Origin of the sequence: Pseudomonas sp., assembly GCF_040514055.1 — a bacterium.
GTDB lineage: Bacteria > Pseudomonadota > Gammaproteobacteria > Pseudomonadales > Pseudomonadaceae > Aquipseudomonas.
Window position 1 is genome coordinate 99727 of sequence record NZ_JBEVDL010000076.1, and the last position, 21958, is coordinate 121684.

Here is a 21958-nt window from a genome sequence, read left to right on the forward strand (position 1 = left end):
GAAAAAATCAGAACGGCAAGACGTATTCGAAGGTTTGGCGCACGCCAGCCTCCCGGGGGATTTTGTTTTGCAGGCGGTGCAGCACCTTGAGGCGGCCGGGGTTGGTGATCTGGGCCGGGGTGAAGTAGCGCTGGCCGGCAGGCAGCCCGGCGGCGGTGACGGTGCCGAAAAACACCCCCACTTCGCGGATGGTGGTACCGGCCGCATCGTTGAAATCGAACACCACTCGCACGTGCGCCCACTTGGTCGGGGTCGCGCTAGCCCGGTACTTGGCGCCGCCGGGCAGCTCGATCGCGCCGGCGGCGTCGGGCACCACGAACTGCACTTGGGTGGCCGTGCGCCGGCCGACCTCGGCCACCAGGGTATTGGCGCTGGTGGGCTCAGGCTCTGGCGTGGTGTCCCAGGCCGGCAGGCCCGTGCCCCAGGCGATATGGATAGGCAGGCCCACGAAAAGGGCGCACTCGCCGACACGGCCGTCGTCTTGCAGGGTTGCCATGGTTTATTCCTCGGATGCTTTGAACGGGATGGTTAGGCGCCATTTGCCGGCCCACGGGCCGATCCACTTGCGGCGCGGCTGGCGGGTCTCGACTTCGGTGAAGGATTCGGCGGTGGTCGCCTGGACCAGTGGGGCTTCGTCACGGGCGACAATTTCGATCACGAACTGGCCGGGGGCGAACAGCGGTTGGCCCAGGTCGCGGCTGGCGATTTCCACGAACACGGCTTGGCCGACGCCGCCGAACAGGTCGATTTGCCAGTCACCGTCCAGGGTCCAGCCGTCCCAGTACATGCTGTCGCGGCGCAGGGTCACGGCATGGGCGGCGGTCGACCAGGTCAGCACGCCGCGCGCGGGCGCCAGGGTGGCGTCGGCAACCCGCTCGCCGAAACTGACGCGCAGGCCGTCGATGACGATGCCCGAGTCGTTGTCCCAGATGCTGTCGTCGCCGCGCGAGCGGTCGGCGCGGGCGTGGCGCAGGTCGTAGCCGTGGAACAGGCGGTAGAAGCGCACGTGCGCCGGGATGCTGGCCTCGATCAGTTGCCGGATATCGCCCAGGCGCGCCGGCGCCCGTGGGCTGCCGGGGTCCAGGTGCAACAGGGCGCCGTCCTCTTCGACCTGGGCGTCGATGGCGATCCAGGCCAGTGCCCGGATCACTGCCGCCGCCGTGCCGCGCTCGCGCAGCCATGGCAGGCCCGCCACCAGCAGCTGCTCGGCGGTGTTGAAGTGGTGGGCGAACTGCGCCAGGAAAAACTGGGCGGCGATCAGCGGCGCGAAGCCGGGCGGCAGGTCGTAACTGACACCGGTGGGCAGGTCGGCCAGGGCTTCCAGCTCGGCCGGCAGCGCGATCGCGGCCACCGCGCGCTCGAGGTGGCTGGCGTTGGGGGGCAGCAAGGCCCGCTGGACGGTCACCAGCTGGTGCCCCCGTCACTTAGGGTGATGCTGCCCAGGGTGGCGTATTGATCGGCGCCGACGCCGATATCGGTCAGCTGGTCGAGCTCGACACGGGCCACGCCGGGGCGGTGCAGGGCGCTCAATATCCAGCTGCGCGAGACGCTGCGCCCCAGCTGGGCATAGGCGGCCAGCTGCGCCGGGAACTGCGCGGCGACCTGCTGGGCCAGGTCGGTGGGGGCACTGGTTTCGCGCCAGATACGGCCGCTCAGGGTGATGGGCTTGGCCACGGCCAGGCGCACGCCCAGCTCCACGCCCAGCATCTTGACCCCGGGGGCGGCGTAGGCGGCGCGGGCGGCGGCCAGCAGGGCCACGGCGTCGGCGCCGGGCTTGAGCCACAGGGCAATGTCGACGCGGCTGGCGGCGGGCTGCAGCACGGCCGAACCGACCACCTCGAGGGACACGCCCAGGGCGATCAGCTGGTAGTGCTCGCGGGTGCCGTTGCCGGCCATGGCCGCGATACGCAGCAACAGGCGGCTGCGGTACCGGGGGTCCAGCTCGCCCGCCAGGCGCGGCAGGCCGAACAGGTAACCGATGTGGTCCAGGTCCGCGCCATTGGCGTAAATAATCAGGTTGGCCCGGGCGGCGTCGTTGATCCGGGCGCGCAGGTACATCTCGCGATAGGCGCTTTCCTCGAGCAACTTGGTCAGCGGCTCGGACTCCAGGGCCAGCACCTCGGCGATGGCGGGGCGCTGGTCGGCCGGCAGCAGGGCGAGCAGGGCGGCTTTGCGGGTGGCCAGGATCTGCTCAAAGTCGAGGATCTCGACAACGGCCGGTGGCGGCAGCGGGGCGGTGGTGTCGGTCATGCGCCACTTCCCGCGCGCAACGGCACGCTAAAGGTCAGCGGTTCGGCGCTACCGACCCGGGCGCCGATCAGGTCGAGGGCCAGGCTGCCCGGCGCCGACGCATCGATCACCGCGTGCACCCGGCTCAGCTTGACCCGTGGTTCCCAGCGCAGCAGGGCCATAACCGTGGCGGCGTAGAGGCGCAGCACGGTTTCGCCGTTCAGGGGCTGGTCGATCAGTTCGGGGATAAACGACCCGTAGTCGCGGCGCATCACGCGCGAGCCGACCGGGGTCAGCAGGATGTCGGCTACCGATTGTTTGATATGGGCCAGTTCGTCCGGCAGCGCGCGGCCGGTGGTGACGTTCATGCCGGTCATATGGGCTGCCCTGTGGTGCCGTTGCCTGGCGTGACGCCCAGGTGCCGGTGGTTGACCAGGCTGATGCCGGCGGCGATCACGTCGTCGCTGACGGTCACCGTGCCGGTGATGGTGACGTCGCCGACCACGCTGATACCGCCGGGGGCGATGATCGCGGCCTTACCGCCGTCGGGTAGGGTGGCGGTCAGGGTCGAGGTGGCCGAGTCGTAAGCGACCACGGCGCCGTCGCGGTAATGCCGGGCGCGGTTGGTGGTGCTGTCATCCGGCGCCGGGAATTGATCGCTGAAAAAGCCCACCAGGACGAAGCCCACGCCCGGGTCGCCGGACGGGCACAGGGCCACGGCCTGTTCGCCGATGCTGGGCACGCGCCATTCGGTGTCCTCGCCGGCGGCCGGGGTGAACCACAGCAGCCAATCGGTGAGCAGGCCGCCGGATTTCACCCGGCAGCGGGCAGCGCCTGGGTTCACCTCGGCGATGGTGCCGTGGCGGATCAGGCTTTCGAGGCGGCGGTTTTGGTCGGCTGGGTTCATGGCGTAGATGCTGACGGCCTCACGCGAGGCGCGCAGCTGGCGGTTTGTGTATGCGCATGCGCTACACAATCGCAATCGGTCAGCCGTTGATGTGCCGCACGATCAGCGCCGTGATCAACTCGCGATCGGCGTCGGTGAAGCCCAGCAGCTCGCGCTTGGGGTACTGGTAATCGATCTTGCCGACCTTGTCCCGCTCGCCGAACTGGTGGATGCGCGCCAGGCGCGCGACCCGGCCGAAAAAGCCGACGGTGGCTCCGTGGGTGTCGCTGCGGGTCTTGAGGTGCTTGGCGGTGCGCAGGCGGTCGAACATGCGGCGGCGGATCGCGCCCTGCTTGCGGGCCATACCGCGTGTGCCCGTACCGCCGCCGCTACCGCTGGGGGCAGGCAGGTGGCGCACGATACGGTCTTTGCGAAAGCTGCGGATGCCATCGGCTTCGCGGTCGAAACCGGTCATCAGGCCGCCCTTGAAAACCCAACTGCGCATCAGCACTTCGCGCGGCTCGGCGCCCGGGGTTTGGTAGATAAACCGCACGGGGGTGGTCTTGGGCTCCTTGCGTGGCTTGCGCTTCTCGAAGCGCGAGCCGTCCGGGTTGCGTTGACCGGCAATGCGCTGGGCGGTGCTGCGGCGCAGGTCCCGAGCGATATCCCGGGCCAGGGTGCGCCGGGCCGCCGGTTCCATTTTGTTCAACAGCGCGCCGGCCCAGTCTTCCAGCGCGTCGAAGCCGTCGCCGCTCAACCGGCGGGCCCTTGCGTCAGGTTCTCTTCAGGGCGGGCGCCGTCCTGGCCGAACAGCTCGCGAAACAGGCCCGGGGCGTCGCTCAGCGGGTCCGGCGCGGGCGGCTCGCCCAGGTGCTGGGTCGTGTAGCTGCCGTCGGGCTGCTTACGGACCAGGACCGCCTCGGTGATGGCCAGGGTGATCGCCAGGTCGACCTGGTTGTCGTCGAGAATCTCGGCTTCAAAGGTGATGCCGTCCCCGGTGGACCGCCAGCGCTCGAATGTGTCCGGCTCGTTGGCCTGGGCCCAGGCCATCACCGGCACGATGACCCGGTCGATATGCTCGGAAAAATCGGTCAGCACCAGCTGCAGCTGAAACCGGTATTCGAACGACAGGCTGGCGCGCGAGGTGCTGGCGATCGCGCCCTTGTCGACGAACACCAGCAGCCGCTCGGGGTCGCGCTTCAGGCTGGGCACTGCCGCCTCAAGGGCGGCGCGTAGGCTCTGGGGCTTGTTCATGCATCAGCCTCTGCTGGCAGTCGTGGATTTCGTCGACCTGAGCGGCGCAGCTGGCCCACGCCGATTCGATGACCTCGAGGTCACTGACCAGGTGGCCGTTGAGCGCCGGCGCCGTCGCGGGCAACTGGCAGGGCGTTACGACGGGACAGCCACTCAAGATAAGCGGCGGCGCCGGTGAGGGTGGGGCGCTCGCGCAGCCGAGCAGCAGCGCCAGGCAGAGGCTGAGCAGCCCATAGACGGTACGTTTCGAGTTCACGGGTCAGTTCCTCGCGTTTCAGTTCGCTCTGGCGCAGGGCGGCGGTGAGGCGGTTCTGGGTGGTCTGCAGACGGTGGCGGGCAGTCCGGTCGTTGAACAGCAGACTGCCCATCACCGATAGGGTCGCGTCACGTTCGGCAATGCCGCGTTCGGCGCTGGCCTGGCGTTCCTCGGCCAGCGCTTGGCCGGCCTTGGCAGCGTCCAGCTGCAGCTGCTGGGTCCAGATGTACAGGCCCAGGGCGGCCAGCAGGGCGAGCCCATACAGGGCCTGGCGCACCGTGGTCATGCCGCCGCCTTCGGCTTGGTGCTGAACCGCTCGTAGGCCTCGGCCAGCTTGGCGTCGTACAGGTTGCGGGCGTAGCCCGGGCCGTTGTAACCCTGGGCGAACTGCGCCCACTTGCGGGCCTTGAGGGCCTTGTGCAGCTCGGGGTGCGCTTCGATGTACAGCACGAAGGCGTGCAGCTGCTCGGCTTCGCTGGCGGCAATGCGCTCGGCGAAGGCCTGGGGGCTGGCATACCCCAGCAACTGCCAGTGCATGCCCAGAATCTGAAACAGCCCCCAGCTGGCCGACTCGATCGCGGCGCTGTCGTCGAGCTGACGGGCCATGGCCAGGCGGTTGTGCTCGGCACTGCCGCCGGCATAACCCCCGGGCTGGCGGTTGACCAGGTTGGGGTACTTGCTGGCCAGCTCGGCCGCTCGAGCGTCGCCCAGCTGGCGGTGCATCACATGGCGTTCGAACAGGATCACCGGCTTGCCGTTGTCCAGGAAGCCATCGCCCTGGCTTTCCACGGCGTTGACCGCCAGCACGGTGGCCAGCGGCAGGTCCAGGCGGGTGGCGGCGGCCTGCAGGTCCTTGAGGCCCAGCAGGTGGCGGTTGTCCTGGCCGGCCAGGGTGCCCAGGGTCTTGCGACCGGCGATGCCGTCCGGGACCAGGCCGGTACCGGTTTGGTAAGCGCGCAGGGCGGTTTCGGTGAGGTCGCCGAAGTGACCATCGGCCAGCAGCCTGGCGCCGTGGGCGTTCAAGGCCTTTTGCAGGTTGAGCACGGCTTGACCGCGGTCGCCGTGGCGAAGGGCATTCATAGCTGATCCACCTTTTTTTCCAGTGCGCGATGGGCCACGGCCCGCATGGTTTCGATGCCGAGCAGGCCGACCACGGAACCGAAGAAGGCCCCCACGCCGGTCGAGGCGCCGACGAATTCGGCGCCGTAGGTCACGCCCACGCCGACGAACCCACACAACGGCGACTCCATGACGATTTGGCGAAATTTCCCGCCGGTGTAGATGATTCGCCACATGGAAATCACGAAGGCGAGCCCGCCGGCGTAGAGCGCGGGGAGGTTCAGTTGCAGCCAGGCGCTTAGCCAGGCCCAGGTTTCCGGTTTATCAGGCATGCGCGTGGTTCCGTTGCCCCCTCGGGGGTGGTGGGTAGGGTTCAGTCCCATAACTGCACCTGCTGCTGGGTCACAGCGGCGGGGGGCACTTGGTCGGGCAGGATGACCAGCTGGCCGTGGGGCAATACCGGCCCTTTGCCGGCCAGCTGGGGGTTGGACGCCAGCACCTGCTCGACCAGGCCCAGCGTGCGGCCGAAGTACCGCCAGCAGATCAGGTCCAGGGTGTCGCCCTGCTGGGCGCGCACTTGCATCAGATCAACTCCACCGTGGTGCGCCGCTGGCCCAGCAGGTCGCGGATGGCCCAGCGGGCGTTACGGTGCTGGTCGGCAATCTGCGGGCTCAGCTCGTCGGCGCTTTTCTCGCCGGAACCGGTGGTGTCGTAGTCGCTGTAGCGTTCGATGAGGTCCGCATGGGCCAGGCTGTAGACGGCACGCAGGTACAGCGCCACCTTGGCGCTCTGGCCGTCGACCAGGGGCGCCGGTACATCGGCCAGGGTGGCGGCACCCTTGCCAACCTCGAGGCTTTGCCACAGCGCCAGGTCCGTGTTGACGCTGATGATCGCGGCGATCACCGCCGGTTTCAGGCGGGCATCGGTGATGGTGTTGCCGAGGCGCTCGGCGGCCCGCAGCTGCACCAGGTCAATATCGGGGAACCAGCCGTCATTGCTGACGACCATCAGGGGGGCAGCGCTTGCGGTACCGGTGGCGACAAGACCTGTCATGGGGGTGCCCTGGGGGTGATGGTGGGCCGGGTCGGCGGTGGTCGGGGCGTCACACGTTCACCAGGTGGCGTGATCGGCCCCGAGCCGCCGGGGTGCCGGGGTTGGCTCAGGGAGTTGCCGGGGCAACGTGCTTTTTCAGGGAGCGTTCGACGTTCTCGATATCGCGCTTGACGCCGCAACGCTCGTGCAATTGCAACGCCTGCTGCAGGTGGGGCAGGGCCATTTCCAGGCGCAGTTGATTGGTGGCGGCCAGCTCGACTTTCAGGTCGATATCGCCGATCAGCAGCAAGCCGATGGCTTTATGCAGCTTGGCGCGCACTTCGTCGGGCATGTCCTCGGCGGCGGTGAGCGTCCCGGTTTGGCCTAGAACGTCAATGTCGAACGGCTCTTTCGCGGTCAGAGCGCGCAGCGCCTGTTCGGCGATTTCCTCGGCGATGTAGGTGCCCATGGTCCGCTCGAAGCGGTCGGGCAAGGTCAACTTGTGCTGCAGGACGTAGGAGGCGATCAGCAGGGCGCCGGGGTAGTCGCCGGTGTCGATTCGCCAGGTCATCACGGTGACCAGGACGTCGTCCTGGGCGCCACGGCCGCCGGCCAGCACGCCTTCGACGTAGGCGTCGTAGTCGGGCAGCAGCTCGCGCTTGAGCTCGATCTTGCGGGCGATCGACTGCAGGGTTTTCAACCGGCGCCGGTCATCGGCTTGTTTGGCCAGCATGAGTTCGTAGGCGGTGGCGCCTTCCATCGTCATGCTGCCGTGATCCACCGCCAGGGCGGCGGCCAGGGACGCGGTGACCCGGGCGAAGTGGCGTTGTGCGGGACTGGTCATGGGATTACCTGAATGAAGGTGGGCCAGGGCAGAGGCGGACATGCCGCCTCTGCCACCAGGTGGCGCGGGCGTTAAACCTTGGCCTGGATGTTTTCCACGACGCAGCCGCAACCGAAGTCCTCGATCACATAGGCTTCGTTGCTCGATTCGTAATTCTCGATCCGGTCGCGGGCCGAGTTTTCGATGACGTTGCGCCGGCGCGCGCCTTCCTGCCAGTACAGGGCCAGGTTATCCAGGCGGGTGACCATAAGCGCGTTCTGGGGGAAGCCCGGGACGCGCATGGCCGGCAGGCCGCCCAGTTGCTTGTGCGACAGGATGATGTCGGCGGCCAGGGTTTCGGTGGGCGCCTGGGTCTTGTTGACGATCGGGAAATACTTGTCGTGCAACAGGCCACGGCCGCAGATCACCACCAGTTCGGTGTCCTCCTGGTGCCAGGGATCGATCATGTTATTGACCGCGTCGTAGACCAGGGCGTCGAGGTTCTCGTAGTCGCCGCCGACGCCATGGGTGACCTTGCCGCTGGCCGCGACCACCTCTTTCATGACCCGCGCTGGGGCGTGGTTGCGGTACTTCTGCAGCCAGCCGATGTTCACGTCCTGCAGCATGGGGCTCGTGCCACGGTTCGACGTCGCGGCCCGGCTGGTACCGTTGAAGCCGATCAGGATGCGGTCGAGCGCCTGGCGCTTGATGATCGCGTCGCGCAGCCGGGTCTGGAAGTCCGGGAATTTGGCCCAGGCGTCGAGGATGGCGTAGCGAATGTGGGTGTCGAAGTTGGTCTGGGTGCAGCGGTAACCGATTTCGTCGAACGAGTGCAGGTCCTGGGTTTGGCGCGGGGCTGCATTGGTATCGGTGGTACCGGCGATGGTGCCGCCGATGCCCAGGCCGAGTTTGTCGCCTTCCTGTTCGGTGCGGCCGATCATGCTGATGCGGGTCAGGAACTCGCTGGACTCCTGGATGCGGGTTTCCAGGGTCTGTTGCACCGTGGGGGTGACGTTGAATTTGTTGCCGACGCTGTCCACCCCGTTCAGGGTGGCCAGGGCCTGGCAATAGGCGTTGTACAGGGCACGTGTATCGTTACGCATGGGTCTCTCCGTGGCGTGGCAGGGCGCGATTAGCAGTCGGTGACGGCGGCGCCGCCTTCTTGACCGGTGGCGGCGGGGCGCTTGGGCTGACCGTCCGGGGTTTTGTTGAGCAACTCGGCGAAGCGCGCCTGCTCGGCATTGAATGCCGCGACCTGGGCGGTCAGCACGGTGATGGCGCCGGCCTGGGCCGCCGTGGTGGCCTGCAGCTGGCTAAAGGCCGTGGACTGCTCGCTGGCGTGCTCGGCCAGCACTTCCACCGCCTGGCCCATGTCCGCGAAACGCGCGTCGTCGGTGGTGGTTTTGGCCTTGTTGCGGGTCAACAGCTCGCTGACCTTGCCGAACAGGGCGGCGAACTGGCTGGGGGTGTCGTCGACCTCTTCAAATTCCAATTCGGCTTCGACCGCTTCGGAAAACATCGAAGTCGCCGAGTAGTGGCGGTCCTTGAATGGGCTGCTGTCGGGCTTCTCGGCGCAAAAGGCGAGCATGTCGGTGCCCAGGCTGGCCGGCGAGTCGGTGACGGCCAGGCCCACTAGGTAGGCCTCGCCGCTGTCGGCGAAACTCTCGTCCAGCTCGACCGACGTATAGATTTTTTGCTTGGCCTTGTTCAGCGCGACCAGGTCGTCGCTGGGCTCGATTTGCACGAACAGGGCGAGCTTTTTCTTGCCGTCGACGGTGACTTCTTCGGCCTTGGCGGCCAGCACGTCGCCGTAGGCCTTGAACGGGCCGTCCGGCAGCAGGCTGCGGAAATGCTCGAGCCAGATGCGGGCGCCGTAGGTGTTCGGGTTGAAGTTCTTCGCCGCCTGCTCGAGCCAGCTGCGCTTGATCACGCGCTTGTCGGAGGTGGCGCCTTCGACCGCGACGCGCAGCCATTTGGAACGGAATTTTTTGGTTGTCTTGCCGGCCATGGGTATCCCTCGGTCAGTTCTGAGCACGGGCGTGCTTTCGATGCTGGGGATGGTCCGCACCTGCGCGAGTGGCGGCAACGGACAGAACTTGTAAGGCGTGCCCATACAAAACCCGGCGTGCCGGGGCTCGAGCGCGCGCGGGTAGGCTTGCGCCATGTTTACCCCAGCCCCCGAAATCGACCCACGCAAAACCGCCCGTAGCCTGTACTTCCAAGGTTGGCGGGTGTCGTCCATCGCCCGCGAATTGGGCCTAGCCCGCGCCACCGTCGACGCCTGGAAACAGCGGGAAAAGTGGGACGAAGCCAAGCCGATCGAGCGGGTGGAAAGCACGCTGGAAGCGCGCCTGGTGCAGCTGATCGTCAAGGACACCAAGAGCGGATCCGATTTCAAGGAAATCGACCTGTTGGGCCGGCAGATCGAACGCCTGGCCCGGGTGCGCCGCTATGAGGAGCCGGGCGGACACGCCGGCGACCTGAACCCCAAGCTGGCCAACCGCAACGCCGGGCCCAAGGCGGCGCCGCGCAAAAACGAGTTCAGCGAGGAAGACCAGGCGCGCCTGCTCGAGGCGTTCCAGGATTCGCTGTTCGATTATCAAAAGGCCTGGTACCGCAACGGCGACAAGCGCACCCGGGTGATCCTGAAAAGCCGGCAGATCGGCGCCACCTGGTACTTCGCCCGGGAAGCTCTAGCCGATGCCCTGGAGACCGGGCGCAATCAGATTTTCTTGAGCGCCTCGAAAGCCCAAGCGCATATGTTTAAGGAGTACATCCGCCAGTTCGCTCGAGAGGCCGCGGGCATCGAATTGACCGGTGATCCGATCATTCTGCCCAACGGGGCCCACCTGTACTTCCTGGGCACCAACGCGCGCACCGCCCAGGGCTACCACGGCAATTTCTATTTCGACGAGTTCTTCTGGACCCACAAATTCGAGGAGCTGAACAAGGTCGCCAGCGGCATGGCGATGCACAAGCAATGGCGCAAAACCTATTTCAGCACCCCCAGCAGCATCACCCACGAGGCCTATCCGTTCTGGACCGGCGCCCGGCTGAACAAGCGCCGGCCCAAGAATGAACAGCTGATCATCGATGTGGCCCACGCCGCGCTCAAGAACGGCGCTGTGGGGGCGGACAAGGTCTGGCGGCAGATCGTCACGATCATGGATGCCCAGGCGGGCGGCTGCGACCTGTTCGATATCGACGAACTGCGTTTCGAGTACTCGCCGGACCAGTTCGACAACCTGCTGATGTGCCAATTTATGGACGACGGCCAGAGCCTGTTCCCGCTTGCGATGCTGCAGCGCGGCATGGTCGACAGCTGGGAAGCCTGGAGCGACCTAAAGCCACACGCCAACCGGCCCTTCGGGCATCGGCCAGTGTGGGTGGGCTATGACCCCGCTGACGGCGGCGACAGCGCGGGCCTGGCGGTGATCGCGCCGCCCCTGGTGCCCGGCGGTAAATTTCGGATCCTCGAAAAGCACCAGTTCCGGGGACTCGATTTCGAGGCCCAGGCCCGGGCGATTCAGGAAATCTGCAAAAAATACAACGTGACCTATATCGGCATCGACGTGACGGGGCTGGGCGCCGCCGTGTACCAGCTGGTGAAGGTGTTCTTCCCGGCCGTGACCACCTTCCGCTACTCCCCCGAGGTCAAGGGCCTGCTGGTCATGAAGGCCCTGGACGTGATCAGCAAGGGCCGGCTCGAGTTCGACGCCGGTTGGACCGATATGGCCGCGAGTTTCATGGCCATCCGCAAGACGCTTACCCCCAGCGGCCGCCAGGTGACCTATGAGGCGGGCCGCTCGGAAGAGACCGGCCACGCTGACCTGGCCTGGGCGGTCATGCATGCGCTGCACAACGAACCCCTTGAAGGCACGACCGCGATGAACAGCGGTTTTATGGAGATTTGCTGATGACTGATACCCCCGAAACGAGCCGGTCAGCGGCCCACGCCTTCACCTTCGGCGACCCCGAGCCCGTGCTGGGCCAGCGGGGCCTGCTGGACTACATCGAGTGCTGGCGCAACGGCAAGTGGTACGAACCACCGATTGACCTGAATGGCCTGGCCCAGGTGTTCCGGGCGGCTACACACCACAGCTCGGCGATCTACGCCAAGCGCAACATTCTGTTGAGCACCATGGAGCCCAGCGCGCTGCTGTCCCGGGCGGCGGTGTCGCGCATCGCCCTGGAATTCCTGACCTTCGGCAACTGCTACCTGGAGCAGCGCACCGCGCGATCGGGCAAGCCGCTGAGCTACGAACCGGCGCTGGCCAAGTTCGTGCGCCGGGACGCTTACGACCTGGACCAGTACTGGTTCACCCGGGGCTACAAGGACGAACACGCCTTTCGCAGCGGCAGCGTTTGGCACCTGCTCGAACCGGACCTGAACCAGGAAATTTACGGGTTACCGGAGTACTTGAGCAGCCTGCATTCCACGCTGCTCAATGAAGCCGCGACCCTGTTCCGCCGGCGCTACTACTCGAACGGCAGCCATGCCGGCTTCATCCTGTACATGACCGACGCCGCCCAGCAGGAAGGGGACGTGGACGCCCTGCGCAAGGCGCTCAAGGACAGCAAGGGCCCGGGCAACTTCCGCAACCTGTTCGTCTATGCGCCCAACGGCAAAAAGGACGGTATGCAACTGATACCGGTCAGCGAGGTGGCGGCGAAGGACGAGTTCATGAACATCAAGAACGTGACCCGTGACGACCAGATGGCGGCCCATCGGGTGCCGTGGCAGCTCATGGGCATGCCGCCACCGGGCAATTCCGGTACCGCCGCGCCACCGGGCCCGGTGGCCGAGGTGTTCGCCCGCAACGAACTCGAGCCGCTGCAGGCGCGGTTCCTCGAGTTGAATGAATGGGCGGGAGAGGAGGTGGTGCGGTTTAAGCCGTACAGCATCACGGTTCAGGAAGGATCAGGTCTGATTTAAGGCGGCTCTGACACCCCATTCAGACAGATATTTTTATCTATTTCTAAATGGGGTGCAGGATATTGAGCTGTGCCTAAGTTATTGCTGAGCGGTACTGTAAATTACGTTAAGGATTTTCCATGCTTCTGAAAAGCCATAAAGTTCCACTTTCTTATCTTTATTTGCCCGATAAGGCCATTCCTGATACCGGGAGAGAGCACTTTCGCCGACTTTCATTTGTGAAATCAGTAGGTCTGCTTGCTTTTCAGTAAAGCCACTTTCGGCAACAGCCGTTACTGGCTGATTTTTGTCTATTCGAAGGGTGATGTCAGATGAAGGGAAATGATCGTTGCCTACGCTGATAAAGTGCGACCCGTTTTTCCAGATACCTATGGAGATATTATGTTTTCTAAGTGAGCACCAGTGCGTATCGTCCATGCCATCTTTCACGCATTTGATACTCCAATTCGTTAAGTGCAGGTCTTTAATGGTGTCTAAAGTACTATTTTTGTCACCTTGGATCGTTCCGCTGCCGTCACTATGATAGAAACTATACTTTATTCCTTCGTATGAACCAGTCTCTATGCGAAGTCGTTCGTTGGTACTTGGGTTTTTGTGGTTTATCCCTACCTGACAGCTAATTTGTCCCCCGGCTAATAGAGGGGTGATGCTTTTTATAAGTCCGTCAGCGTCAACAATTGGTAGGTTTTTTTGATAGTTGCTGGAATAAGCAGTTTTAGGGCATGCATCGTCTGCAGCGGCATGTTGACTCCACATCAATAATAGAACAATTTGTGCGCCAATCCATGGTTTCATTTTATTTACCATTAATGTTCAATGTGAGGCACGGCCTCGCGGCTGTGAGTATTGGGGGTTTGTAATAAATTAAATTTTCAATTAGCATCATGAATTAGAGCGGATAGAAATGGCCGTAAGTTCATACCAGCCGTTTGGTAGAGAAGTAACGATGCCGCGTCCAACGGCAGACTGCAGCATTTTTTTTGCTGAGGTTTTTGTGATTTGAAATGAATCTGCGACATGTTGTGGCGATATGCGCCAGTTTTTGTCGGCACATCTAATTATGTGCATATCTAGAGAGTCATCTATTTCGCCTAGAAGCGCTCGGTTTAACCCTTCCAAACCAGGAAGATAAGCCATAGTTCCTCCATCACATCATGTGGGGTTGTGTGTCGATTGAACTTATCCAATTTTCATTCGAGATCGTTGTATACGATCAAATTCGCGCTGCTGTTGAAACATGAACAAATTAAGTTCTTCTGTTATATTCTGAGGTGGTGTTATGAACTCAAGGAACGTCTTATTGATAAGCTCGACCTGATTTGTCAGGTGAAGCAAAAATGATGGAGTCTGTTTTATAAATGGATCGACGATAGTCAGTTTCTTGGTCCTTGATTCGCATAGCCATCTTTCTAATGCTTCATTTACGTGAAGGTCTCCGAAGCCGTAGCCAATACATATTAATTCATCAATTTCGTATATTTTGGTTTTGAAGTTATTGAATAATACATTTAGCGCTTTCCGGTGATTAGGTTTATTTCTGAATTTAAATGCACCGGTTATCAAGCTTCGATCGAAAAATTGCAATATTTTTTTAGAGTCGCTTATAGTTAGCATTTGTGAAGCTATCGTGCCGTACTCACTCTGAGTCCGCCTACTTGTATCTTCTAAGTCACTGAGCATCAATAGGTGATCGCCGACATTTAAGTTTTTCGGCCGAAACCGCACGAAATCATTGCAGTTATTGAATAAAAATGTATCTAGCGAGCCATGCAGCTTCCAGAGGTTTACACCGGGCTGCCCGGGCTTAAAAAAATCCAATTGCTCAATTTCGATTTGCGAAGCTGTAACGGTGTCGAAATTGAAAGGTAGGGAGGCACCAATGAGAGCGCTTTTAACATATTCGTCATTTTCAAAGAAACCAGCTTTTAGCGGGCTCGAAAGACTCGAGCAAATTTCCTCGATGATTAGATCGTGATTTAGGGTGAATATGTTAAGTGGGGCGTTATTCTTAAGATACTCTGCAAAGCCAGTGACGTACTTCATTCCAATTACTATTCGCGTATATGACTGTCGGTGCTGCTCCGCTAATAAGTAAGATACGCTGCTTACAATGTCTGCTCTTATATTGTTGTAAGTATCAGAGTGTTCGTTTTTTCGTTGGCCTTGTACTTCCAAAGCGCCTATGACGGCCTCGTAATGTAGGTTTGGTTGTTCAAGTAAATTAATCCATTCTTCTATCGCGATAGCAGACCACCCTGGAGGAAAACTATTAAGGGCTCTAATTTGCCTTAGCGTAGATGGGCCCAAAGAAGATTTCAGCGTATGAGTTAGCTCAACGACCAACGGCATACCCAATTCATATGATGCACCTGCGCCCAGAAAGAAACCTTGCCTCATACCCGACCCCTACCCATCTGGTTTAAATGAGCTTTCGCCAAGGTAGCATCCCTTCAAGGCCGCCATCATCACTTTCAACACGAACTCTTTTAGCCGACCCTACGACCAGGCGTGCCCGCTATGAGAGTCTACTGAGAAAACTGGTTAGATTAATGTGGAATCGCGCTGTCGCGGGCGGCCGTAGCCAAGGCCTCCAGTCGATCATGCTCGGCATCGTCGATCAACTGTAGCAGATGCATGGCACCTGATAGTCCTAGAGCAATTCCATACTGTTGTCTTGAGGTTCGGCGCCAGGTATGGGTACCGGACGTGTTGCCTATCCCGCTGATCGTCACGCCTAAGGGAGCACCATGAACCGTACCCGCCAAAAGAATATCCTTGAAGCGACATTCCAGTGCGTCCTAGCTGACATGAGCCCTGATGCAGATGTGCGCAACGAACAGCCAAACCTCGGCACTTGCGGTGAGACGTAGGCCCCTTCTAAAGCATTGCAGTCCCCCTCAGGTCCGTTTTGAGCCGCGATGGCAACCGAGCCGCCCTACAAGGCGGTTTTTTTTCGCGTCGAATCTTGGGCCCGCCAGAGGCCTCAGCGAGCCCCGAGCGCGCGCAGTCATCCCCCCTCCACGCCTGCCCGCTAAATCGAGTGCTTTTAACGCCTTGTCGCGACCCCCTCAACGCCGCGCCACTGCTGGCTGCAGCTAGGGAAAACGGGTGCGGAAAAAACACGCATTTTGATGCAGGTAAGAGGGTTTTTTGTGGGGAGCGGACGGGTAGCAGGCGGCGAGCTGGCGGAAGAGGTTAGGCACCGTTTTCGGGGCAGCCCTGGGGAAAAGGTAATATTGGTAACACGGGTCGTGAATAGCGCTGCAGCCCGCGTGGCACTAGGTGTTGACGTATTACCTCGGAAGGTAATATGAGGTAATGTCAAAGGTAATATTTCTGTAAATCGTTGATTTTATTGATGTTGTGTTGGGGTGGGAATGACCCCCTTCAAAGGTAATAGAGTTACCTTGAAATTACCTAAATATTACCTTTTTAGAATTTACCTAAGTCATTGATACAAAAGGATAAAACTCTATTTCTGAAAACCATATTACCAATATTACCTTTTCCCCAGGGGTCAACATAAAACGCCAGGTCTGCGTTGTGGGGCGTTCGAACGTGGTCACGCAACTGCACTCGTTTACTGGTGCACGCTCGCCCACAGGACGCTACCGCGCGACTCAGCACAGACTGATCACCGGGGACAGGCACGCGTGCATTGGACGAACTGTTACGACCGACCAGGCAGGGCCAGTTGCCGCGCAGGACTGGCACTCGAGGGCTCAGCCGCTTGAAGCCTCGAATGGCTCAGACGTGCAGAACCCCACAGCTGTTGAGAGGTGCTAATCGGAGCGGAGCGGTACAAAATTGGTACGCGGGGTTTGGCAGGTCGCTGGGGGCTTAGTGCTGCGGTGGCTCTAAACTGGCTCAGTACCATCCATCATGGGGGCCACGCTGAAGCGGTGGGGCGGAGCCGGGCGTGGCGAGGCGGGTGTGGGCGTAGGCAGGGTTGTCATGGTTTGAGCATCGATGGCGAGCGGGACGGGGCGAGGGCGGTTTATTCGCGCTGATTCGGCGCTATTGTCGTTGGTTTTTTCGGGGGCGGTGTAAAAAAATCGAGGGGCCGGTTGCTGCATTGTTGACGATTCATGCCTGGTGCGCGCCGTTACGCTTGATTGTTTGTTTACTCTGACCCCGAGCCCCTACCTTTGATAGCCCGCTGAGAGCCGCAGATCTCCACATAACCCGAGATGGCGTGCCTCGCCGTTGGCATTTTTTGCTAGGCGGAGCGAAACCGTGGTTTGTCCCCTATAAGACCCGTGGGGACTCATGCTCCACCCCGATAGCTGGACGCTATTTAGGAGCCTATGTATTTGAATCTAAATATTGGCTTATTTCCAGTGAGGTCTAACTCGCCATGCAATATGGGCTCGGAACTTTTTCCATTTATCCAAAGCGTACATTCAACACCAAAACAATTTTCAGTGTTCATGCTGTAAATGTCGAGTGGAGGTCGTTTGTGTTTTTCTGCATTGAACGCTTTTTCATAGGGCGCTAAGGCTATAGGCGTGATGCCTCCGAAGTACTCCTCAAGTGACTCTTCGATTTCTTCAAAAACTGGTTTGGATACGTTGAATTCTCGAAGCAGGGTGTCGAGATCTCTGGAGTTGATGAGAGCTAAAAAGCGACTGATGATTTCATATGTGTTTCTTTTGATGTCTTCATTCATGAGTCTCACCTGTTTCGCTTGGATGGAGTGGTTGTAGGTGTTACCGCGTTGGTATTTAAACCGGAGAAGTAACCTCTAGCGTGCAAAAACAGCGAATTTCGCAGCTGGGGGCTTAATCCAGCAGATTTCAAAGAAGCGCTGCAATGGAGCCGGGTAGTGGACTCGGTATGTGGGGACTTAGGTTCCGCCCCCATAGCTGGTCTCCATGTAACCTGAGTTGCTGTGCTTCGCCGTTAGCGCCTTTTTCTGCGAGACGGAGCGAAACCGAGGTCTGTTCCCTTTAAATCCAGAGCTTGTTTTTTAAAGGAGCTCAGGTGTCGAGAGCAATTTTTTGAGTATCACTCAAACTGAATTTATTTGACTTTCGTCGAAATACCATACAAGAAATTCATTAAAGGATTCCCAGCGCGCCGGAATCTTGCCATCCATGAAGGCTTTGTATTCGCTAAGGTCAAAATCGTATACTGCTTTATCCTCTTTATTGTACAGATACATTCCCTCGCTTTCGTCTGAGGTAATAGGCAAGAATTTTTCTGGGAGTTGATAGCGATCCCGGGCGTAATCTGTTTGATCTGGAACTGCGGGAATTGCAGGCCCTTCAATATCTAATAATTCGGCGACTGGACGGGGGCTTATAAAGCCGCCTTGATATTCCAGATAGAATTCGCCGAATTCAGTAGAAGGAGCGACGCCAAGGTTGTGCAGAGCTTTTAATGCGGATTGATAATCGTAGCGGTGCACATCGTCTGTGCTTTTTCCCAAAAATTTTTTTACTTGTACGGGAATCATTTGCAACCTCCATTCTCGCCGCCTATAGATTTACGAAAATAAAATACCCTTAACTGATGGGGGCAATTAAGGGGTTATAAATAGTTCAACATGCAGCGGGTTGATCGCCTGTCTTGAGGGGAGATATATGTTGCAAAACCTCCTTCAAGTGCTTCTGGTAAAGTCCCGATGGCAAGAGGAAAAAATGTGTACTTGCAGGTGGTGCTTTTGGGCAGGTTTCGCCAATAAAAAAATCATGTCCCTTCAGCCGAATCAAGTAGGAAAGATAACCCACGAACGGTTCTGGGCCATGCAGGATATAGTAATTTTCTAAAATTTCTTCCTGTAGTATAAAGTCATGTTTGATATTTTTTTTCCAGAGCTCAGTATTGATGTGGCCTAGCATGTTGGTAAATAATGATTTTACTAAGATTTCATTTTTTTCTACATCTTGCTTTTCTAAAGCGGAAAGCTCACGTTCAATCTCTGAATGATAGGCGCCGGATACACACGCCTCGTCTTGGTCAGAAAATTGTATGTCATGAACTCTAAAATCGATGCGCTCTAAGAATAATAATTTCCCATTTTTTGACAGCACTCGCTTTAAGGCTGTGCTCAGAGGGAAATTGCACACAGAGATTTCAACGATTCCATCAGTGTCAGCAGCCAAATTTTACTCCTATTCCTTCCTTGTGTAATTGCTCTAATTGTTTTTCAACATCATTGGGTATTCCTGGAAGTCCCTTACCTTGCGATTCATCCCCCGACCAATGGACCGTTCCATCGTTACCACCCCTGAATATGTGAACTATTTCTTTTTCGTCGATTGCATACCAGTGCCGGCTTATCGCGTCAGGGATTGATTTTGCGTAAAGCTTCTCAGCACATTTTGGTATAGTCGAGGTTTTCCCAGCCCCCTCCTCGATATTCGACGTACCCTGGCTGATGGTGTCCAGAGTATCGATGCACTGCTTTGGCGAGACGGAGCAAAACCGTAGTCTGTCCCCTATAAATCCTTCAGATAACCTGAGCTACTGCGCGTCCTCCTCTGCACCTTTTTTGCGAAATTAAGCGAAACCGTGGTCTGGCCCCTAAGCACTTCCCTAAAAATCATGAGGCCTCCTAGTAAATTATTTATAAGGAAGGAATGGGGTGAATAATATACATTTGTTTTCAAGAGTTGCTTGATCAGTTAATTTAATGATTTCGTCTATGTGGGCAATTTCTTGTTCTGTGTTCAATTCTTTTTTTAGTTCTTTTAGCTCGGTTGAAAGTTTGGGTAAGCTGCTTTCACAATGGATGTCCTCCGCGCAATCAGCTAGGTCTGACAGAAGAGGAAATCGGGAATCGTCGGACTGTATAAGGAAAGTCTCATTCCCTAGCATATTATCGACTTGTGCTAGTTTGGTGTATTTGGCTCGATCCCATAAAAGTATGGTAAACATAAATTTTCCTCAGCAACCAGGTTTTTCAAAAATATCAGTGCTTCCGGGGAACGTATTTACAAGGTTTCCAGCCTTGTCGATAATAACCGTTATCGTGGAAGTGTCGATTCCTCCTGCCTTTGCATCGACTCCAATTGTTCGGCCTGCGTCAACAATTCTTATATAGTTATCGTTCGTCGGCGAAGGTATGGCTGGAGAATTTACTACATCTTTTGTCTGTAGCAGCTTCTTAAGCTCCTCTTTAGATATGCTGAACGCAGACTTGTTTGCCCCCCCAGCAACTTCCATGCTTCTTCCAAGCGTACTCAAGTCCAGAGCTTTTAATTTTGGCATCACCTGTCCTAACATTGATGCGCGACTGAACGCGCGTCAATCCCAGCGGATCGATCCACGTTACCGGATTGGGTGCTTATTGATAATTCTCCCATCTTACCAATGCATGAAGAAAGGATCAGATTTTTTCCCAAGTGCCCAGTGCTATAGTCGGAGCCGTGGCCGCTGGCGGATATGTAAATCAAAAATGCGTTCCTTGCTTTCCGTGATTCTACTCTTCTAGCAAAAATAAAATTCGATCAAGTGCGCTAGGGTCATTGTTGATAATGTCTTCAATTGTTGCGACTAGGCTCTCAATTGTTATTTCTTTTAAAATTATAAGACTTTCAACCCAAAAATAGGATCCATTCGAGTTCTCGCCGGTATTCTTATCTTTTTCCATTACGGCCAGAATCCCTTCTGGCGTGAACGCCCAACCAAAATATTTTTTCTCCTTGAACGTAACGTGAAATTCTAAATCGTAGCAATTTGTGGTGTTTATATCGTGCCAAATATTAATTGTAAAATTGTTGTGACTAATAATCATAAACAATCCTTATATGCTGAATTTATTAAAGCTATGACTTTTTCTTGATTTCCTTTTCCGGAGTATCCAAGTATTTCAATGTTACTGCCGGTCACTTTTGCATAAATCCGGCCTCCGTCTTTATGCCTAAATTCCGTAATTCCATCAAATACCTTGGTGCCTATCCCGGGATTCATTTGCCCTTGCTGTATTTGCGCTAACAGTGAATTTATTCCTCTGCTTTCGCTCTCTGAAAGTTTTTTAGCTTCTTTGTGGAGAGAGTTATTTTCCTTTACGCGGCTAGTTATTAAAGGGCATGGTGTCAATCCCAGCGGATCGATCCACGTCACTGGGTTGGGGGCGTACTGATAGTTGTTAGCGCCGCCCGCCAGCCCAATCGGGTCCTGGCTGACAAACCGCCCGCAGTCCGGATCGTAGTGCCGAAACCGATTGTAGTGCAGCCCGGTTTCGGGGTCGAAGTACTGACCCTGGAAACGCAGGTTTTGTTCGAGGGGGTTGCTTTGTGCCTGCCAGCGTTCGGCCAGGGTATTGCCGTTTTTTACCATCACCCGCTGTGGCGGATGCTCGATCTTCGCCGTATTGCCCCAGGCCTTGTAGCTGGCGGTCCAGACGATTTGGCCCTGGGTATCGGTCAGCTCTCGGGGCGTGCCCAGGTGGTCGGTGTGAACGTAAAAGACCTCGACCGGGCTTTTCGTGGTATCTGCTGCGGGGTTGGCCGACGGTTGCATGGCGGCCAGCTTGTGCGGCATGGCGCCGACGATGGCCGCCCATTGCTCCGGGTGGCGTTCCAGCAGACCGCGCCATTCGGCGGGGAGGGCGATGTCCTGTTCCAATGGCGCCGGGGTGTGGTGGCTGCGCACCAGTGCCAGCGGCACAAAGCTCTCGGGCTCGTAGATATACAGGGTCTGTTTGTCGCCCTGGCGCTCCTGCAGCAGACGGTTGCCGTCCCAGCTGAAATGGGTGGTGCCGCTGTCCAGCCAGGGGCGGCTGTGGGAGGCCTTGGTTGGGTTAAGGCGGTATTTGGCGATACGTCGGCCAAAGGGGTCGTAGTCATACCCCCAGTGCTCGGTGTGCAGAAAACGCCCTTGCTGGCGGGTTACCGTGGCGCGGGTCAGCTGGTGTTCGGCGTCCCACTCGAAGCTGCGCACGCTGTGCGGCCCGGATTTTTTCTCGACGCAGTTGCCCCACGCATCGTAGGCGTAGCGGTGTTCTTCCCACACCAATAAACGGTTGGGTTTATTGCCGCCCCAGGTGCTGGGGTCGGCGGCCGCTTCGGCCGGGGTCAAGAGCGGGTTAAAGGCCGGGTTGTGTTGGTTGTCCCGCACATAGGCGCGCCACTCGTCATCGGTCCAGGTGGTTTTCTTTAAGCGCGCCTCCTGCTGCCGTGCTTCGTCCGGCTGCATCAGGTTATGCGCCGGGTCGAAGGCAAAGGTCTCTTGGGCATGGGGCGCACTGGCGCTAAGCAGGCGGCCCAGGACGTCGTAGCCGTACTGGGTGCTGCCTTGACGGCGGTCGGTGATGCTTTTCAGCTGCCCGGCCAGGTCGTATTGGTAACGCCGGGCGATACGCTGGCCCTGTGTCTGTTTAGCCTGTTCGCTGGAACCTCCCGCCCGGGGTTCGTTGGCCTGGCCCTGGGCCTGCAACTGCGCCTGGCTTTGCAGCAACCGCCCCAGGGGATCGCGTTCGTAGCGGCTGCTCAGCAGCCCCTGGGTACGGCCCACTTCGCGGTGCAGGGCATCGCG

At 58.7% G+C, this 21958-nt stretch carries 27 protein-coding genes; 3 read left to right on the plus strand and 24 right to left on the minus strand.

Translation table 11 applies throughout. The annotated features are described in order from the left end of the window. Window positions 1-7: 7 nt before the first annotated feature. The 15 genes from ABWY06_RS20030 to ABWY06_RS20100 form a co-directional block, all read right to left on the minus strand. Window positions 8-496, minus strand: coding sequence for a BW3TFN family phage tail fiber component (locus ABWY06_RS20030; RefSeq protein ID WP_353927335.1), 489 nt, complete (start codon window positions 494-496; stop codon window positions 8-10). A 3-nt stretch (window positions 497-499) separates the two neighbouring features. Next, window positions 500-1405 carry a phage tail protein gene (locus tag ABWY06_RS20035; protein WP_353927336.1) on the minus strand — a complete coding sequence of 302 codons (906 nt, stop codon included), beginning with the start codon at window positions 1403-1405 and terminating at the stop codon, window positions 500-502. Then, window positions 1402-2250: a baseplate J/gp47 family protein gene (locus ABWY06_RS20040; protein ID WP_353927337.1), complete on the minus strand. Its 849-nt coding sequence runs from the start codon at window positions 2248-2250 to the stop codon at window positions 1402-1404. Before ABWY06_RS20040 ends, ABWY06_RS20035 begins: the two co-directional genes overlap by 4 nt. Continuing rightward, window positions 2247-2597 carry a GPW/gp25 family protein gene (locus ABWY06_RS20045; protein ID WP_353927366.1) on the minus strand — a complete coding sequence of 117 codons (351 nt, stop codon included), beginning with the start codon at window positions 2595-2597 and terminating at the stop codon, window positions 2247-2249. Before ABWY06_RS20045 ends, ABWY06_RS20040 begins: the two co-directional genes overlap by 4 nt. Before the next feature lie 5 nt (window positions 2598-2602). Further along, window positions 2603-3136 (minus strand): phage baseplate assembly protein V, encoded by a 534-nt coding sequence (locus ABWY06_RS20050; RefSeq protein ID WP_353927338.1) that lies wholly within the window; start codon window positions 3134-3136, stop codon window positions 2603-2605. 79 nt (window positions 3137-3215) lie between these two features. Beyond that, entirely contained in the window at window positions 3216-3872 is a 657-nt protein-coding gene (locus ABWY06_RS20055; RefSeq protein ID WP_353927339.1) for a phage virion morphogenesis protein, read from the minus strand. Further along, window positions 3869-4369 (minus strand): phage tail protein, encoded by a 501-nt coding sequence (locus ABWY06_RS20060; RefSeq protein ID WP_353927340.1) that lies wholly within the window; start codon window positions 4367-4369, stop codon window positions 3869-3871. Before ABWY06_RS20060 ends, ABWY06_RS20055 begins: the two co-directional genes overlap by 4 nt. Continuing rightward, on the minus strand, window positions 4335-4625 hold the full coding sequence (gene lysC / locus ABWY06_RS20065; RefSeq protein ID WP_353927341.1) for an Rz1-like lysis system protein LysC: 291 nt from the start codon (window positions 4623-4625) through the stop codon (window positions 4335-4337). Before lysC ends, ABWY06_RS20060 begins: the two co-directional genes overlap by 35 nt. Before the next feature lie 282 nt (window positions 4626-4907). Beyond that, entirely contained in the window at window positions 4908-5705 is a 798-nt protein-coding gene (locus ABWY06_RS20070) for an N-acetylmuramidase domain-containing protein (protein WP_353927342.1), read from the minus strand. Further along, on the minus strand, window positions 5702-6016 hold the full coding sequence (locus ABWY06_RS20075; protein ID WP_353927343.1) for a phage holin, lambda family: 315 nt from the start codon (window positions 6014-6016) through the stop codon (window positions 5702-5704). Before ABWY06_RS20075 ends, ABWY06_RS20070 begins: the two co-directional genes overlap by 4 nt. 41 nt (window positions 6017-6057) lie before the next feature. Beyond that, on the minus strand, window positions 6058-6267 hold the full coding sequence (locus ABWY06_RS20080) for a tail protein X (RefSeq protein WP_353927344.1): 210 nt from the start codon (window positions 6265-6267) through the stop codon (window positions 6058-6060). Next, window positions 6267-6737: a head completion/stabilization protein gene (locus tag ABWY06_RS20085; RefSeq protein WP_353927345.1), complete on the minus strand. Its 471-nt coding sequence runs from the start codon at window positions 6735-6737 to the stop codon at window positions 6267-6269. The genes ABWY06_RS20080 and ABWY06_RS20085 overlap by 1 nt, the downstream gene beginning before the upstream one ends. Window positions 6738-6843: 106 nt before the next feature. Beyond that, complete coding sequence (locus ABWY06_RS20090; RefSeq protein ID WP_353927346.1) at window positions 6844-7560, minus strand: phage terminase small subunit; 717 nt, start codon at window positions 7558-7560, stop codon at window positions 6844-6846. A gap of 71 nt (window positions 7561-7631) precedes the next feature. Beyond that, window positions 7632-8642: a phage major capsid protein, P2 family gene (locus ABWY06_RS20095; RefSeq protein WP_353927347.1), complete on the minus strand. Its 1011-nt coding sequence runs from the start codon at window positions 8640-8642 to the stop codon at window positions 7632-7634. A 29-nt stretch (window positions 8643-8671) separates the two neighbouring features. Next, window positions 8672-9547, minus strand: a complete 876-nt coding sequence (locus tag ABWY06_RS20100; protein WP_353927348.1) for a GPO family capsid scaffolding protein — start codon at window positions 9545-9547, stop codon at window positions 8672-8674. A 154-nt stretch (window positions 9548-9701) separates the two neighbouring features. On the opposite strand from ABWY06_RS20100, the gene ABWY06_RS20105 reads away from it, so the two are divergent. Next, a complete protein-coding gene (locus tag ABWY06_RS20105; RefSeq protein WP_353927349.1) occupies window positions 9702-11456 on the plus strand; it encodes a terminase ATPase subunit family protein in 1755 nt (584 codons plus the stop codon). Further along, a complete protein-coding gene (locus ABWY06_RS20110; protein WP_353927350.1) occupies window positions 11456-12475 on the plus strand; it encodes a phage portal protein in 1020 nt (339 codons plus the stop codon). Before ABWY06_RS20105 ends, ABWY06_RS20110 begins: the two co-directional genes overlap by 1 nt. Window positions 12476-12553: 78 nt before the next feature. Here ABWY06_RS20110 and ABWY06_RS20115 read toward each other — a convergent pair whose 3' ends face one another. The 9 genes from ABWY06_RS20115 to ABWY06_RS20155 all read right to left on the minus strand — a co-directional run bounded on the left by ABWY06_RS20115 (window position 12554) and on the right by ABWY06_RS20155 (window position 21619). Next, a complete protein-coding gene (locus ABWY06_RS20115; protein ID WP_353927351.1) occupies window positions 12554-13270 on the minus strand; it encodes a hypothetical protein in 717 nt (238 codons plus the stop codon). A gap of 87 nt (window positions 13271-13357) precedes the next feature. Further along, window positions 13358-13612, minus strand: coding sequence for a hypothetical protein (locus tag ABWY06_RS20120; RefSeq protein ID WP_353927352.1), 255 nt, complete (start codon window positions 13610-13612; stop codon window positions 13358-13360). A 42-nt stretch (window positions 13613-13654) separates the two neighbouring features. Beyond that, a complete protein-coding gene (locus ABWY06_RS20125) occupies window positions 13655-14872 on the minus strand; it encodes a hypothetical protein (RefSeq protein WP_353927353.1) in 1218 nt (405 codons plus the stop codon). 1900 nt (window positions 14873-16772) lie between these two features. Continuing rightward, complete coding sequence (locus tag ABWY06_RS20130) at window positions 16773-17144, minus strand: hypothetical protein (RefSeq protein ID WP_353927354.1); 372 nt, start codon at window positions 17142-17144, stop codon at window positions 16773-16775. Window positions 17145-17486: 342 nt separating this feature from the next. Continuing rightward, the gene (locus ABWY06_RS20135; RefSeq protein ID WP_353927355.1) at window positions 17487-17933 is read right to left on the minus strand and encodes an SMI1/KNR4 family protein; all 447 of its coding nucleotides are present in this window, start codon (window positions 17931-17933) and stop codon (window positions 17487-17489) included. 85 nt (window positions 17934-18018) lie between these two features. Continuing rightward, window positions 18019-18582 carry a hypothetical protein gene (locus tag ABWY06_RS20140; protein ID WP_353927356.1) on the minus strand — a complete coding sequence of 188 codons (564 nt, stop codon included), beginning with the start codon at window positions 18580-18582 and terminating at the stop codon, window positions 18019-18021. A 784-nt stretch (window positions 18583-19366) separates the two neighbouring features. Then, a complete protein-coding gene (locus ABWY06_RS20145; protein WP_353927357.1) occupies window positions 19367-19690 on the minus strand; it encodes a hypothetical protein in 324 nt (107 codons plus the stop codon). A 211-nt stretch (window positions 19691-19901) separates the two neighbouring features. Further along, window positions 19902-20216: a hypothetical protein gene (locus ABWY06_RS20150; protein WP_353927358.1), complete on the minus strand. Its 315-nt coding sequence runs from the start codon at window positions 20214-20216 to the stop codon at window positions 19902-19904. Then, window positions 20213-21619, minus strand: a complete 1407-nt coding sequence (locus ABWY06_RS20155) for an RHS repeat domain-containing protein (protein WP_353927367.1) — start codon at window positions 21617-21619, stop codon at window positions 20213-20215. The genes ABWY06_RS20150 and ABWY06_RS20155 overlap by 4 nt, the downstream gene beginning before the upstream one ends. 39 nt (window positions 21620-21658) lie before the next feature. Between ABWY06_RS20155 and ABWY06_RS25985 the strand changes: the two genes are divergently transcribed. Then, window positions 21659-21958, plus strand: a 300-nt coding sequence (locus tag ABWY06_RS25985; RefSeq protein ID WP_502948232.1) for a hypothetical protein, incomplete at its 3' end; no start/stop codon positions are given.